We start from the raw sequence: 15,125 nt of genomic DNA, 5'->3' as shown, positions 1-15,125 counted from the left end.
AACCCTCCACGGTCTACGGCCGGGCAGGGCCCCGGGGCTGGGGGGCGGGGTTGGCGGTCGGAAGAATCCAGGCCACTGCAAGGGCGCCGTGCGGGGGGCCGCGTTAGCGGTCCGGAGATTTCAGGCCACTGCAAGGGCGCCGTGCAGGCGGGCCGCGTTAGCGGTCCGGAGATTCCAGGCCACTGCAAGGGCGCCGTAGGTGTCCGCAGCTGTGGTGATACGCAACCCCCTCCCTTCCCCAAAAAGCGCCGTAGGTGCGGCACAAAACAACACAAATCCCCTCCGCCGGAGGTGCGAAACTAAACGTATATAACGAAAAAAGCTGTCTCACGACAGCTTTAATTCATTTAATAAACCAATCATTATCACATTTCTTGCAATGGAAAAAGTAATTTTGCTATGTACCTATTAAACACACGCCTGCGCGAAATGGTTCACCGCAAATCAAAAAATTTTTTATTTATTTCTAATTTTTTTGCCAACATCCCTAAAAATCGCTAACTTAGCAATCTGTAAAATTCAGACAACAGCTGAAATTTAACTCATTTTAGCGCAGATGTGCAGCGTTTTTGCCCGCGTCGCGTGTTAACTTTGCATCATAAACAATTAGACCATAGAAATAAAAAACGACATGGAAAAGAAAAAGCCGGCAATCAAGGCCTCGAAGGACAAGGAGCTCGACCCGATGAAGGCGAAACTCAACGCCCTGAACCAGGCCCTTGGAAATATAGAGAAAAACTATGGCCGAGGAGCCATCATGAAACTCGGAGACGAGAACATCGAGGATGTCGAGGTGATCCCCTCAGGCTCGATCGGTCTCAACTATGCCCTCGGCGTCGGAGGCTATCCCCGCGGCCGAATCATCGAGATCTTCGGTCCGGAATCGTCAGGTAAGACCACTCTCGCCATTCACGCCATAGCCGAAGCGCAGAAAGCGGGCGGCATCGCGGCCATCATTGACGCCGAACATGCCTTTGACCGCTTCTATGCCGAAAAACTCGGTGTCGACGTCAACAATCTCTTCATGGCCCAGCCCGACAACGGCGAGCAGGCCCTTGAAATTGCCGAACAGCTGATCCGCTCGTCGGCCATCGACATCCTGGTGATCGACTCCGTGGCCGCACTGACCCCCAAGAGCGAGATCGACGGCGATATGGGCGACAAGAACGTAGGCGTACAGGCGCGACTGATGTCTCAGGCCATGCGTAAGCTGACCGGCACCATTTCCCGCACCAACACAACCTGTATCTTCATCAACCAGCTGCGCGAGAAGATCGGTGTGATGTTCGGTCCCTCGGAAACCACCACCGGCGGCAACGCTCTGAAATTCTATGCCTCAGTACGTATCGACATCCGCCCCAGCACCTCGATCAAGGACGGCGACGATGTTCTCGGCAAGCTGACCAAGGTGAAGGTTGTCAAGAACAAGGTTGCGCCTCCGTTCAAGCGCGCTGAATTCGACATCATGTTCGGCGAAGGCATCTCGCGCAGCGGCGAGATCATTGACCTCGGTGTAGATCTGGGCATCATCAAGAAGAGCGGCTCATGGTTCTCCTACAACGACACCAAGCTCGCTCAGGGCCGCGACGCCGCCAAGCGTGTGATCCGCGACAATCCCGAACTCGCCGAAGAGCTGGAAGCTCTCATCATGGAGGCTCTCAAGGAAAAGGGCGCCTCCGGCTCAGGCAAGAAGAGCGCCAAGGCTGCCGACAAGAAGGCTTCGGCAAAGGCCAAGGAGGAGGATGACGAACCGACAGCCGACGACATCAACTCGCTCGGTGACGAAAGCCTTTTTGACGACGAGGATCTCCCCGACGATTTCTCAATCGAAGAAGACATCTAAGGAAAGCACACACATACCGACTTAGACAAGCAGGCGCGGACCAAAATGGCCCACGCCTGTTTTATTTTACAGATATTATTGAATAACGATGCCTCTCGGTAGGGACAGATTTTGCAATATGCCGGTCAATAGATCTCCTTGGCGACACGGCGGACCGATTCGGAGGCCATCAGCGTGTAGAAATGGATGCTGGGGACTCCGTGGGCGATCAGATCGCGGCACTGGCCGATGCACCATTCAACGCCGACCTCACGCACTTCGGCATCGTCCTTGCATTTGCGCAGTTCGGAGGCAAAGGCTTCGGGGATGTCCGAACGGAACACGCGGGGGAGCACATTGAGCTGGTTGGCGAAGACCACGGGCTTGATTCCGGGAATGATCGGAACGGTGATTCCGGCCTTGCGGCAGCGCTCTACGAATTCGAAATACTTGCTGTTGTCGAAAAACATCTGGGTCACCAGATAGTCAGCGCCGTTGTCGACCTTCTGCTTGGCATAGTAGAGATCCGACTCCATGTTGGGAGCCTCCTCATGTTTTTCGGGATAACAGGCCATGCCGTAGCTGAATGGGGTCTCGTTAGGCTCGAAACGCTCTCCGTCGGCATAGATTCCGCGGTTGAAATCGTTGACCTGGGCCTGGAGGTCTGTGGCATGGCGGTTGATTCTGGAGGGGTCGTCGGACTTCTCCGGACCTTTGATGTCGCCGCGAAGCAGAAGCAGGTCATGAACACCGAGGAAATTGAGGTCAATGAGGGCATATTCGGTCTCGTCGCGGGTGAAGCCCTTGCAGATGATGTGGGGGACAGCCGTGATGCCGTATTTGTTCTGGATGGCCGAGGCGATGGCTACCGATCCGGGGCGCTTGCGCATCTTCTGCGGACGGAAGCTGCCGTCGGGCATTTCCTTGAAAATCATCTCGCTGTGGTGGGAGGTGATGTTGATATACTTCGGATCAAAATCGCGGAGTTTGTCGATGATATTGTAGACCTTCTCGATGCTGTTGCCTTTCAGCGGGGGCAGGATCTCAAAGGAAAAAGCCGTGTGGCCGGGATTGGCCTGAAGATGATCTATTACTCTCATACTTATTCTGATATACTTATTTTCTGTGGTTTCTGTTTTGTTTTCATTCGCATTCGATCACTGACGTCGCCGCCGGGCGGGTCAGCGTCTGGTCCACCTGCCCAGCCCGAAAAGCGAGCGCTTGAAACGGGCCTTGTTTGCGCGGGCTTCTTCCGAACCATAGTCAATCGCACGGTCAAAATAGCCGACTGCGCGGTCAATGTTCTCAGCCGTGCCGCGTCCGAAGCCGTATGCAAGACCAAGGGCGTTGAGCACCATCGCATCAAGAGGCTCCCAGACCTCATCGAGATGCTTTTCGGCTTCGGAAAGATAGCGGTAGGCCCGGACATCGTCCTGAGCGGTTCCGAGACCGGCCTGCACAAGCACTCCGAGTTCCGCCGCCGCTCTCCAGGAAGTGTCCTCGCCGCAATCCTCGTTCTCGTGGGCCATCGAAAGCCACCGGTAGGCCTTGGAATGGTCGCAGGGAAGGCTGCCGCGACCCTCGAAATAGAAATTGCCGACCTGGAACTGGGCCATCGGATGGCCCTCGCGGGCGGCTATCAGGTAATACTCGAAAGCCTTGTCGGGATCCTCGTCGACGCCGTAGCCGCGGCCATAGCAGGTGCCTACATTGTAGGCCGACTTCTGATCGCCCAGCTCGACGGCACGGCGGTAGTATTCAAAAGCGTGGTCGGCGTCGTCATACTCGTCTTCAAGCCACTTTCCGTAGTCGTTGCAGACCAGCGGATCGCCCGATTCGGCAAGCATCTCCATGTGCTCTTCGAAGACATTGCCGTCCATGTCGGCAAGGCCCGATTCATAGATCGTGCGGTAGTTGCCGAAACCGGAACTCAGGCCGGCTTCGAAAGACTGCTGATAGAAATCGGCGGCGATGGGATAGGCGTAGCGGTAATATTCCTCCTCGGTGGAGAACCGGTCGGCAGCGTCGGGGTCGATGAGCATGTAGTCGCCCCAGAACATCACGTTTCCGATCATGTAGAGACAGAAAGCATCGCCGTCCTCGGCCTGCGAGAGAATCTCGTCGTAGGCCTCCCGAAGCGAGTCGAATGGCATCTCTTCGGCCATTTCCGGCGAAAACATGCCGCTGCGCAGGGCGCAGAGCACCGCTGTGGCGCTGCCGAGCCCGACGGCTTCACTGATCAGCTCTGAAGCAAGATCGGGATCAACCGGGAAGCCCGCTCCGCTCCAGACATAACTTTCGCCCAGATGGCAACGGGCGAAGTAGCACATGGCGTCAGCGTCGCCGGCTTCGGAAGCCTTGCGCAGCATCTCATAGCCCTCGCGCATCTGGCGGGGGCTGTGGCTGAGCCATATCTTCTGGATGGCTTTGGCTACTTCGGTTGAATATCGTCCGTTCATACGAGTATATGATTGTCAGTCTATATATGCACTTGGTAAAGGTGTTCCTGAGAGGCAGCTTCAGAGGTTGTCGCAGAACTATGCCTCGCAGTAGGGATGCTTTTTAAAGCATCCGCAGCTGTCTTGGAGTCAATCGCCGTCAGCAATTACCTTGGAATCAATCGCCTGATGGAGGACGCTTTTAAAAGCGTCCCTACCCAAGCCAATTGCGGCAGGTTTTGCAACATCCACTTAACGCTGTATTCTGACAAAATTACGAAATTCCATCCGAATCATCGGCTTTCACAGCCGGATCATGCCTAATTGTAACAGAATTTTCACATTTGTAACCACATTGAAACATCGCCCCCGCCTCAGCGTTCAGAGGCAGGGCGATGTTTTGATGCTTTAAGGATATGTCAGACAAGACTGCTTCGGGTCAGAGACCCGCAAATCCGATGGAAGTCAGGAGCCGGTAAGTTAACATCAGCAGGGCAACACCGGCTACATAACTGATCACAGTTCTTGACGACTCTTTCCGAACCAAGCGTTTCACCCTATGGTCAAACGCCATTCCTATCGGGGTGACGAGACAGCCGACAACAACGATCGTAAAGTATTTATTATCCAGAATCCGGTCAAAGCCCACAAGGTATGCCGCCCCCAGGATGATGGCTGCTTCTGCTGCCGCACAGAGCAAGAAAGTTATAATCAGCAGCTTACCAACATTGATGGTTTCGCCGTGCTTCTCAATCTTCAGCTTTGCTTTGCAGAGCTCAGTCCTCGCGATCGGACCGCAGAGCAAAAGCATCACACCGACACACACCGCAATTATCAAATACAGATTAGAGACCATTAGTTTAACATTTATTGATTCCAACATAAAGCACTATTAAGAGCAGCCTGAGCACCGATGGCCAAATTTACCCTCAGTTCATGAGATATTTCCGCATTATCTAATAATTCATTTAATTCTGTCGAATAATTATGGATATCCTCCTCAGAAAGCGTGCTGCAAGTTTCAACGATCTTCACATCAAAATTCTTATAAATCGAAATTTCTTCATCTGTCAATAGACAATTAGATTGTAAGTACACACACTGATCTTCGACATATTGAGTCAAAGACATATCCTCTGCAACTCCTCTAAAGCCTAATTCTCCAAAAGTCTGAATCATTTCAATCATCAAGCTTCTTAATTCAAAATTATTCTTGAATTGACTTACATCATAACCACTCTCCATTAATCTTAACAGAACATCATCATACAATCTGTCAATATCTGGTTTCCCATTAAAAATATATGCATTTTTATTATGATTTACTGACACCATAAATGAGTTGTGATAATATCCCAATGAGTCATGCACTACAATCATTGGCGTATTGGAAATTGTACCACTATTGTCTATACCATCAATATCCCCAATATTTTCAACAAAATCTAATGGCATAATATTGACATTTTGATTCATAAACACGCTATCCAACATAGCCCTCTCTATGAATGTCGCTACTTGAATACCATAATCCGCTTTGAACAACATTGAGTTTGGCGCAACCATCGTGTAACCATAACAATCCAACAGACAATCCACAAAAGCAGACGATACAACATCTCCTACAAATCCACCAATTAAATTTCCAGCCAAATATCCTACACAAGCCGTTCCAGGCCCACCCAAAGAACCTAAGGACGCACCAGCAGTCCGCCCAATCCACTGTCCGCCTCGTCGACCTGCCTGATCTGCTAATTTTACCATGAACATTCTTCTGACACCTCTACTAACATTACTTTTGCATGTTATAGATCTATTTAAACTATCTAATGCACTATACACCTTATTCAATTCAGATACATCATATTTAGGCTGTTGCTGAATCGAATAATTTGTATCACCCTGCAATGTTAATTCTGGCCCCTCCGCACAAGATGAAAAAAGGAGTATAAACGAGACAATAGCGAAAAAAACTGTTGTTTTCATAATTATTTGAAGTTATAAAATTTTAGTTTCTCGCTGCAAAATTAAGATATTATCTCACCCCCAACTCTCGTTTTTCCAATATTTATTTTGTCTTTTACGCGACCTAACCACCTGATTTTAAAACACTATAATGTTAAATAATTTTGCTATTCTATCTTTGCCTATATTTAAAGATCGTCAATCCCGAAACTTAACAAAACAGCCATCCCCCAGCGCCGTGAATCTCACTTCCTGAATCAATATATTTATTCCGTCTTCCAGTCAAAGATCCACATCAACAGAAGAAAAACGACCGCAAAACTGACGGCCTCAGCCAAAAAAATGGCGGCATAGCGATGGAGCCGCTTTTTATATCGCGATTTGATTTTAGGCTCTATATAATGGGTGAGAAATTGAGCTGGAATCAAGCTAAGAGCTGCATTTATCCATATAAAATCACTCATAATTATTCTTTAGGATAGTTTAGTTGATGGAAATTACAGGTAGGCGAGATAAGCAGTGACAAGAGACTGATCAGGCAACTGACGGATCTTGGCTTTCAGGCGGCGCTTGCGGTTATAGACCGACTCGATTTTTCCGGCTTTCAGAAACACTGCGATGGCGGTGCTTGAAAATCCGAGGATCGAATAGAGGAAGAGTTTATAGTCATCGGATTTCAGGTCGGGAAGATCGCGACGAAAACGGGCCATAACGTCGGACTGATAGCGGTTGACGGTTTCTTCAAGTTCTGCGACCTGTTCAGCAGACGAAAGACGATCGACAAGTTCGACAGCCTCGTCCGAGACGTTTTTGCGGGTCTGAGGAGAGGATTTTTCGTAGTACTCGCGGCATTTTTCGTCCATCAGACGGTATTCTTTGGTCAGCAGCTCGCGCAGCAATGAGTTGGTTGCCTCGTTGTCGCGCTGACGGAGTTCGGTGATCTCACGTATATTCTGCCCTATCTGAAAATAATATTCGTCGCGACGCAATTTGCGCCTGTACAAGATAATTCCAAACGCCACGGCTCCGGAAAGGTAAATGGCTTCAAGGGCTATGGTGAGGCGGCGGATCATCCGCGAATGAGCGGCCCGTGTTTCGGTCAGCTCCCGCCGCAGGCTCTCGATGTCCATCGACTGTTGCTCCGGAGTGAGGGCGCCGGAATTTTCTTCAGGCGCACAGGACACCATTCCGACCGACAGAAGCAGACAGATCAAGACCAAACGGAAACGTTTCATTGCGGGTATCTTGGCAGATGTCAAGCACATATCGGCAGCAAAATTACGAATAGATTTCCAAATACAGAAATCTTTCGGATCAGAAGCTTACAACCTCACAGGGATGCGGAGGGAGATCAGATCAGCCGTCGAACCAAGGGGAAAAGGCGCAGGCGGATGAGGGTTTTGACGAGCCATTCTCCGGGGGAGGCGCTGCGGTGGGCGGCGAAACTTTCGCGGACCGGCGGACGGCTGAGGGTCTGACGGGCGCTGCGGCTGTCGGAGAGCCGCAGGAAACGCAGGACAAGGGCCATGTACTGCGGATAGATCAGGCGGTCTACATCGCGCCGCAGCTCAGTGGCGAAAAACGAACGCAGACGGCGGTGGAGATTCTCGTAGTTGCCGACGGCTTCCATGTCGGCCCGCGAGGTTTCTGATCCTGGACGGTGGAGATAGTGGTAGGTAGCTCTGCCTGACATGCAGACCGTCCGGCATTTTTCGAGATAGCTGAAATTGAAGCTGACATCTTCGAGCAGCCTGAGGGGCGGAAAACGCAGTCCTGCGGCGCGGATGACCGACAGCGAGTAGAGTTTGCCGACAGGGGGATTGAAAGCGCCTCCTGCGAGCGAGGAAAGGAAGGCGCGATTGTCGCGGAAGGATGCGTAGGTCCGGTCCGGAAGACGCTGGGTCTCCGTCTGTCCGTCAGGCCAGTGGTGGGTCAGCGCAGTGACGGCCAGATCTCCTCCGGTGGCAAGAAGCGAGCTGAGATAGTCGGGATCGACATAGTCGTCGGAATCGACAAAGCAGACTTTCTCGGCCTCTTCCGAGCAATTGTCAAGACCGAAATTGCGGGCCGAGGCCGGACCGCCGTTTTCCTTGACGAGCACACGCACACGCTCTCCGGCATAACTTCGGGCTACTTCGGCAGAGCGGTCGGTCGAGCCGTCGTCGACAAGAAGCAGTTCGAAGTTTTCGTAGTCCTGCGCCAGGATGCTCTCCACACAGCGCCCAAGGGTCGCTGCGCAGTTATAGACAGGGACGATGACCGAAATCAGAGGAGTGGCGGACATACAGGCAGAGGGTATAAGGGGGAGTGTTTATAGCGGGAGAAGTTTCAGACGTAGATGAGCTTGAACAGGCGCTCATAGAGCCGCCACCAGTGGAAATAGCCGCAGAAATCAAAGAAAAACGGCAGCGAGGGACGGTAGGAAGCCGGGAGCAGCCGACGGCGTATGGTTTCGTAACACCTTTGCCTGTCCTTTGCGGTCAGAGCCGGCGACGGGGAGTAGAAATCCTTTTTAAGAGTTGTCAGGAGGCCTCCGAGATAGTGGATCTCGATCTTTTTTCTGACCTCCACGTTGTCGAAACCACCGGCCGAGACAATGTCCAGAAAGCGTTCAAGTCCGGCAAGGCGGGAGATGACCGGAGCCGACAGCGCGAGCGAGGAATTGTCGGCGCCGCGCACGTAGAAATAGCCCGACCGCAGGCTGAAACGGCAGTTTGTCACATGGCGGAAATATGAAAAGCAGAAAATCCCGTCCTCGCCGAAAGAGATATCAGGATCAAAGCGGAGGCTGTTGGCGTTGACAATGTCGCGTCTGAAAAGTTTCCCCCAGACAAAGCCCAGGGAGTAGGCGCTGAAACATTCAAGCAGCTGAGGAAGCGAGCAGCAGCCGGAGCCGTCGCGTTCAAGTTGTCCGGAGCAGACACTGACAGCCTCAGGCGCAGCCCCCGGATTGACCACCGAATAGCCAGAGATGGCAAACTGAGTGCCTGAGGAGCCTTCAAGGAGGTCTTCAAGATAGTCAGGGGCCACATAGTCGTCAGAATCGACAAAGGTGAGCCATGTGCCTGATGCAGCCTCAATGCCGCAGTTTCGGGCAGCTGAGACGCCACCGTGGCCGGGGGTGAGGAGCCTGATGCGGCTGTCGCGTCCGGTATATGTCCTGACAATATCCTGCGAACTGTCGGAACTACCGTCGTCAACGGCTATAAGCTCGAAGTCATCGAAACTCTGTGCGAGCAGACTGTCGATACAGCGGCCCAGCGTGGCCTCGGCATTATAGACCGGAACAATTATGGAAACAGCGGGTGATGGCATCTGTGTTTATGGTTTGTTTTTCAGTGGTTATTCGGTTAAATATTGCTACTCAGAATCATAAACCTATCATTGATTTAGTTATAAATCCTGCCAGATGGGCAAATAACAACCGTAGAAGTATCGTAAATGTCATAAGGCAGATATTTTGTTTAGAATCAGGTTTCTGCATCGTGTGAGATACTGACAGATCAAATTTTCTTTCGATGCGCCCAATATCTTGCTGATGTTTTGCGGCGTGCGGCCAAACTGCTCTGCAATTTCCTTTTGAGCCTTATTTTCCGCTATCTTCCAATATGTTATCTCCGCCTGTACACGGGTCCACGCTGTAATTATATCATCCGCAAAAGATGTGCTGACAGACAATTCATCATTTATTTCACTCCAGGGAGTAGTCACAACCAGTCGTTTTTTCCCTATACTGTCCAATTCTCTGCCTGACAGCCTGAAGGCTTCTCCATCTGAAAGACCAATCCGCTCTGACTCATAATCAACAGTACCGATCCCGACAGCAACCCTTGCATCCCATAAATGCCTGGCTTCAGCGGGTGTCAGTCCTTTTAATGCTGCTCTGAACAAAACCGCAATCTTCACAGAGTCTTCCGGATCATCAGCGACAATCTGGAAACTATCTCCACGGAACAGTTCCATTTTAAGCGGCATCAATTCCGATATATCATTTGCTATGGTTTGCAGACCGGACAACAATTGCGCCCTCTCCCCCCCTGTGTTAAAGGTAGAGCCGACAATATCACCGGTTATGACACCCTTTATTATTTCTTTCATAATGACGCAAATATATGAAAATCCGCAGAAACAACCAAAAATATTTGATTTTATAAAAACAACCAAAAAAGGGTAAAAAAAGGAATTTTCAGGCAGATGTTGTAAAATATTCGTCTATTATGATTTACGGCTCCCCTCTATCAGAGGCGGTCGAGGTAGAGGACGGCTTCGGGTCCGAGGTTGAATATGAGGTCGAGGACCGATAGACCGGGGATGAAGCCCAGTTTGTCGGCTCGGATCTGCCAGTAGGGAGGCAATCCGATCGCCGCCGGGGCTGAGACGGGGACGGCAGAGTGGCTTGCGGCGGGGTCAGATGGTCCTGCGTAAGAGTCAGAAGGACGGGAAGCAGCCGATGAGGACGGAAGCTCAAGCGCTTTCCTGATCCATGAGTCCCAGGCTCCGGCAAGATCCTTGAGCAAGGGGTAGCGCTCACAGACTCCGGCGGTAAGCATCGGCAGCAGACGGTCCTCATAGAACTCGAAATAGGGTGTACGCCCATAGGCACTTTCGAGCGCCACGCGGTGGACGTCCCACCACTGGCCGTGGTCTGAAATCCGGATTTCGTCCCAGCCGCAGCGCGAGGTCTCAGGCTTGGCTATGGGCACCGTGAGTTCCAGGCGTCCGCGGGTGTCGGCTATGGCGAAGCGGTGGCTGTCCTTGAAGCGCTTGTCAAAGCGGGCGCTCCAGTCGAAGCGGGCATCTCCGCCCTGCCTGCTGATGAGGGCATAGACCTCAACGGGCGCACACAGCATCGGAGGCAGGAGCAGGGGGGATGAGGCCTGAGGCTGCATCTCACTCATATTTATGTTTGTCAGGGTTGGCATTCATGAGGATGCGGTCCCAGCGGATGCCGCCGTTGAACAGCGAACGGTCCTTGTCGAAGGATATGAGCACACGCTCAGGACGGCCTACGATGTGGTCTTCAGGCACAAGCCCCCAGAAGCGCGAGTCGAGCGAATTGTCGCGGTTGTCGCCCATCATGAAGTAATAGTCCATCCTGAATGTATAGCTGTCCTGGGGCTGACCGTTGATGTAGAGCTTGCCGTCGCGGAATTCGGCGTCGGGATTGCCCTCGTAGACACGGATTGTCCGTCCGTAGATGTCCCATGCGCGCTGCCCCATCCTGAGCGTGGCGCCTTTGCGCGGAATCCAGATCTCGCCATAGTCGGCGGGAGTCCATCCCTGGCTGACAGCCTCAGGGAAGAGCGGTTCGGGGGTGAACGACGGCACTTTCATCACCTTGGCCACTGCCGGATCGGCTTCGAGAGTCTTGACCATCGCGGGAGTCAGCGGCGAGATGTAGACCGGAGGCACAGTGCCATCAGGATTGACGGTGAAGCCGAGAATCCTGAGACCGGCGACATCGTCGGGGGTGATATTGACCGAGTGGCGGTCATCGACGGCAATGCCGAGCGCGTCCCACTGCGCATCGGTCATCGCGCCCTGCTTGAGCTGGAAATAATGGTTGAACTGCACGTTTTCAGGCTGTTCGATCGGCTCGCCGTTGATGTGGATGACACCGTCGACAATCTTGAGCCACTCGCCGGGGAGTCCGACAGCGCGCTTGACATAGTTCTCGCGACGGTCAACGGGTCGATAGACGATCTCGCCGAAAGTCTGGGGATTGTTCAGGATGTTATCGCGGCCATAGGCGCGGACCAGCGTATAGTAGTCGGGGTTGGTCACTTTGGTGGCCACGGTGTCGCCCGCAGGGAAGTTGAAGACGACGATGTCGCCGCGCTCGACCGAGCCGAGTCCCTTGAGACGGTGGTAGTCCCACTGCGGATTCTCAAGATAGGACTTTGTGTTGATCACCGGAAAGGTATTCTGTACCAGCGGGAAATGAACGGGAGTCATCGGCACCCTCGGACCGTAGGCCATTTTGTTGACCCACAGATAGTCACCGACAAGGAGCGACTTCTCAAGCGACGACGACGGGATCTGATAGTTCTGCCCGATGAAGGTGAAGACGAAATAGACAAGGATCAGGGCGTAGACAATGGCATCGACCCAGCTCATCACAGCCTTCACAGCCGCGTTTTTCGAACTTTTCCACCAGGTCAGCGGAATGTAGCCCGTGATATAGATGTCAAAAAGCAGGAACCAGAAGAGCGCTACCCACCAGCTGCCGAGCCATGCGACCCAGAGGAAAAAGATTAGCGAGACGATGGCGAAGCGCACCCAGCGGGTGGTGCGGTTGTCGGCCACACGCCGACGGAAATCCTCGGCGAAACTTCCGGCCTTGTCGGTATTTGTTGTCATAGAATTCTTAGAGGTTATTTAGAGGGTGTTTCAGAGCAGCTCCTGCATCATGGTGTCGATTGTGAAAATGCCCTTGCGTCCGGCAATCCACTCGGCGGCCATCACGGCACCGAGGGCAAAACCGTCGCGGCTCTTGGCGCGGTGGGTGATCTCGATGGTATCGACCGGAGAGTCCCACTCGATCGTGTGGGTGCCAGGAACCTCACCCTCGCGCAGACTCAGAACAGGCAGAGCGTCAGGCGCCATGTCGGGCTTCTCAAGTCCTGCGGCGATCTGAGCCGGAGTCAGTGAGGCATTTGCGGCGTCGATGCTGACCATACCCTCGTCGGCCCATGAGCTGACGCGCTCGTTCTCGGCAATGATCCCCTCGGCGAGAGTGATGGCAGTGCCTGACGGATGGTCAAGTTTGTGGACGTGGTGGGTCTCATACATGTGGGGCTTGTACTGAGGCAGCTTGCTCATCAGACGCGCGAGCTTGCGGTTGACGATGTTGAAGACATTCACGCCGATGCTGAAATTGCTCGAAGCCAGAAGAGCGCCGCCAAGCTCGCTGACGCGCTTCTCGACCTCGTCGCGGCGCGCGGCCCATCCGGTCGAACCGCAGACAACCGGCACACCGGCAGCAGCGGCCCTCATCACGTTGTCAGGCGCCGTAGAAGGGGTTGTAAACTCGATCGCAGCCTCAGCCGAAGCGAAAGCCTCGCCGTCAATATCGGCATTGTTATCGACATCAATGATGGCCACAATCTCATGGCCGCGTTCACGGGCGATGCGCTCGATGGCGTGGCCCATCTTCCCGTAACCTATAAGAGCAATTTTCATAATAATCCGTATTTGTAAAATCTGAGAGATTGTTTCATGCAATCCGAAACCATCCGGACCGCATCAGCTGCAAAATTACACAAAATCTCCAATTTCAGCAACTTTCTTTCACCCCGGTCCTCCGGACAGACCCTGACCGACATAAGGACAGGGAATATGTTGTATAACATGTTTTTGGGCGGTGTTTTTTCGCGGGATTTATAATTCATTTGTAAAATAAACCTCCTATCTTTGCGATTGTAGCTAATAAGCTCTGTCTATCAGTGGTTTCAGATTTTTCTGCGACACACACTTAACCGACACACCACACACCTTAAATTTAAATACAAAACACCTTAAATACAAAACACCAACCAATCACTATGGCTATAATAGATCTTGTCAGATGGGCGCCACAGGGCAATTTCACAGTCTATGCCTGGCGTTTTCCTGAAACCAACCTCAGCACCTACACTCAGTTGATCGTCGCCGAATCTCAGGAAGCGGTCCTCTTCTCCAAGGGACAGCTAATGGGGAAATTCGGACCGGGCAAACACACCCTGAACACCGAAAACCTTCCCATCCTGCGCAGTCTTTTCGGTATTCCCTTCGGAGGGAAAAATCCGTTCACTGCCGAGATCTGGTTTGTCAATAAGGTACAGGTCTTCAACATCGACTGGCATGCCGGCAACATCAAGAACCATGATGCGGAATACAATGCTATGGTACCCATCTACGCCGCCGGACAATACGGCCTGCGCATCACCGACACCGAGAAGTTTCTCATCAAGTTCGTCGGCACGAAAGAGGTCTTCACCGAGGCCGACATGACCGAGCAGTCACGCGGCGAGTTCATGAGCAAGGTGAAATCAGCCGTCATCGGGTTCATGCGCCAGAACAATGTCGGCATAAAGAGCATCGCGGCTTTCCAGGACCAGCTTTCAGGCTATCTGCGCGAACAGATGAGAGCTTTCTGGGAGGAACTGGGTCTGGAGCTGACCAAGTTCTACATCAATGAGATCGATATCGACGACAGCACTCCCGAAGGAGAGCGCGCACGTCAGGCCATAGCCCAGCAGAGCGCCATGTCGATCACCGGCCACACCTGGCAGCAGGAACAGATGTTCGACACCGCCAACAATGCGATCGACTCAATCTCAGGAGGCCTCGGAGGCGGGGGCAACAACTCGCTTCTCGGAGGTCTGATGGCCATCAATATGATGAACGGCATGATGGGAGGCGGAGGCCTGCGCGGCGGCGGTGCGCCCGTCGGACAAAGCATGATGAACCCCCAGTTCGAACAGCCCCGCTTCGGTCCCTCGGCCTCCGGCGGTTTCGGCGCACAGCAGGCCCAGAGCAATCCTGCCGGTCAGGCTCCGCAGGAGCCTTCGGTCAAAATGGTCTATTGCTCCAACTGCGGCAAAAAATATCCCAACAGCTCGCGCTTCTGCCCCAACTGCGGAAACGAATATCACCCCTGCCCGAAATGCGGGACCGACAACAATCCCCACTCCAAACGCTGTGTGAGCTGCGGTGCGCAGCTTGGCGGCGCGGCGGGAGGTCAGACCTGTCCGGCCTGCAACGCCCCTGTCAGTCCGGGGAGCGCCTTCTGCGGCAACTGCGGACAGCGCATAGCCTCTTCCGACAACTGCCTGCGCTGCGGCGCCCCCTTCCCGCCCAATGTGAAATTCTGTCCGAAATGCGGCAACAAGCGCATCTGATCCGGAAAAGACACAAAA

Annotated in this window: 12 protein-coding genes and 1 pseudogene; 2 read left to right on the top strand and 11 right to left on the bottom strand. The window is 53.0% G+C overall.

From position 1 onward, the window contains the following. Nucleotides 1–685: 685 nt before the first annotated feature. Nucleotides 686–1,669, top strand: a pseudogene (gene recA / locus K2H17_RS07125) (recombinase RecA); the annotation flags it as partial. Between the two features lie 299 nt (nt 1,670–1,968). Here recA and metF read toward each other — a convergent pair. The 11 genes from metF to K2H17_RS07070 form a co-directional block, all read right to left on the bottom strand. After that, entirely contained in the window at nt 1,969–2,922 is a 954-nt protein-coding gene (gene metF / locus K2H17_RS07120; protein ID WP_300133125.1) for a methylenetetrahydrofolate reductase [NAD(P)H], read from the bottom strand. Nucleotides 2,923–3,003: 81 nt separating this feature from the next. After that, on the bottom strand, nt 3,004–4,281 hold the full coding sequence (locus K2H17_RS07115) for a tetratricopeptide repeat protein (RefSeq protein ID WP_300133123.1): 1,278 nt from the start codon (nt 4,279–4,281) through the stop codon (nt 3,004–3,006). A gap of 418 nt (nt 4,282–4,699) precedes the next feature. Further along, on the bottom strand, nt 4,700–5,143 hold the full coding sequence (locus tag K2H17_RS07110) for a hypothetical protein (protein WP_300133122.1): 444 nt from the start codon (nt 5,141–5,143) through the stop codon (nt 4,700–4,702). Beyond that, nucleotides 5,128–6,246 (bottom strand): hypothetical protein, encoded by a 1,119-nt coding sequence (locus K2H17_RS07105; protein WP_300133120.1) that lies wholly within the window; start codon nt 6,244–6,246, stop codon nt 5,128–5,130. The genes K2H17_RS07110 and K2H17_RS07105 overlap by 16 nt, the downstream gene beginning before the upstream one ends. A gap of 476 nt (nt 6,247–6,722) precedes the next feature. Then, the gene (locus K2H17_RS07100) at nt 6,723–7,460 is read right to left on the bottom strand and encodes a hypothetical protein (RefSeq protein WP_300133118.1); all 738 of its coding nucleotides are present in this window, start codon (nt 7,458–7,460) and stop codon (nt 6,723–6,725) included. Between the two features lie 116 nt (nt 7,461–7,576). Continuing rightward, nucleotides 7,577–8,509, bottom strand: a complete 933-nt coding sequence (locus tag K2H17_RS07095) for a glycosyltransferase family 2 protein (RefSeq protein ID WP_300133116.1) — start codon at nt 8,507–8,509, stop codon at nt 7,577–7,579. A 44-nt stretch (nt 8,510–8,553) separates the two neighbouring features. Beyond that, on the bottom strand, nt 8,554–9,540 hold the full coding sequence (locus K2H17_RS07090; protein WP_300133113.1) for a glycosyltransferase: 987 nt from the start codon (nt 9,538–9,540) through the stop codon (nt 8,554–8,556). A gap of 129 nt (nt 9,541–9,669) precedes the next feature. Next, entirely contained in the window at nt 9,670–10,323 is a 654-nt protein-coding gene (locus tag K2H17_RS07085) for a hypothetical protein (protein WP_300133110.1), read from the bottom strand. A gap of 140 nt (nt 10,324–10,463) precedes the next feature. Further along, a complete protein-coding gene (locus K2H17_RS07080) occupies nt 10,464–11,123 on the bottom strand; it encodes a WbqC family protein (RefSeq protein WP_300133108.1) in 660 nt (219 codons plus the stop codon). Further along, entirely contained in the window at nt 11,116–12,585 is a 1,470-nt protein-coding gene (lepB, locus tag K2H17_RS07075; protein WP_300133104.1) for a signal peptidase I, read from the bottom strand. The genes K2H17_RS07080 and lepB overlap by 8 nt, the downstream gene beginning before the upstream one ends. A 30-nt stretch (nt 12,586–12,615) precedes the next feature. Further along, entirely contained in the window at nt 12,616–13,407 is a 792-nt protein-coding gene (locus tag K2H17_RS07070) for a dihydrodipicolinate reductase C-terminal domain-containing protein (RefSeq protein ID WP_300133102.1), read from the bottom strand. 362 nt (nt 13,408–13,769) lie between these two features. Here K2H17_RS07070 and K2H17_RS07065 point away from each other — a divergent pair, with 362 nt between their 5' ends. Continuing rightward, nucleotides 13,770–15,107 (top strand): SPFH domain-containing protein, encoded by a 1,338-nt coding sequence (locus K2H17_RS07065; protein ID WP_300133100.1) that lies wholly within the window; start codon nt 13,770–13,772, stop codon nt 15,105–15,107. The last annotated feature ends 18 nt before the right edge of the window (nt 15,108–15,125 follow it).

Origin of the sequence: Duncaniella sp. (assembly GCF_029054785.1) — a bacterium.
Classification (GTDB): Bacteria; Bacteroidota; Bacteroidia; order Bacteroidales; family Muribaculaceae; genus Duncaniella.
The sequence above is the reverse complement of the archived record's forward strand: the minus strand, read 5'-3'. Positions and strand labels throughout refer to the sequence as shown.

Coding starts and splice junctions, on each gene's coding strand:
- metF (WP_300133125.1), bottom strand. CDS start 2,922: ATGAGAGTAATAGATCATCTTCAGGCCAATCCCGGCCACACGGCTTTT.
- K2H17_RS07115 (WP_300133123.1), bottom strand. CDS start 4,281: ATGAACGGACGATATTCAACCGAAGTAGCCAAAGCCATCCAGAAGATA.
- K2H17_RS07110 (WP_300133122.1), bottom strand. CDS start 5,143: ATGTTGGAATCAATAAATGTTAAACTAATGGTCTCTAATCTGTATTTG.
- K2H17_RS07105 (WP_300133120.1), bottom strand. CDS start 6,246: ATGAAAACAACAGTTTTTTTCGCTATTGTCTCGTTTATACTCCTTTTT.
- K2H17_RS07100 (WP_300133118.1), bottom strand. CDS start 7,460: ATGAAACGTTTCCGTTTGGTCTTGATCTGTCTGCTTCTGTCGGTCGGA.
- K2H17_RS07095 (WP_300133116.1), bottom strand. CDS start 8,509: ATGTCCGCCACTCCTCTGATTTCGGTCATCGTCCCTGTCTATAACTGC.
- K2H17_RS07090 (WP_300133113.1), bottom strand. CDS start 9,540: ATGCCATCACCCGCTGTTTCCATAATTGTTCCGGTCTATAATGCCGAG.
- K2H17_RS07085 (WP_300133110.1), bottom strand. CDS start 10,323: ATGAAAGAAATAATAAAGGGTGTCATAACCGGTGATATTGTCGGCTCT.
- K2H17_RS07080 (WP_300133108.1), bottom strand. CDS start 11,123: ATGAGTGAGATGCAGCCTCAGGCCTCATCCCCCCTGCTCCTGCCTCCG.
- lepB (WP_300133104.1), bottom strand. CDS start 12,585: ATGACAACAAATACCGACAAGGCCGGAAGTTTCGCCGAGGATTTCCGT.
- K2H17_RS07070 (WP_300133102.1), bottom strand. CDS start 13,407: ATGAAAATTGCTCTTATAGGTTACGGGAAGATGGGCCACGCCATCGAG.
- K2H17_RS07065 (WP_300133100.1), top strand. CDS start 13,770: ATGGCTATAATAGATCTTGTCAGATGGGCGCCACAGGGCAATTTCACA.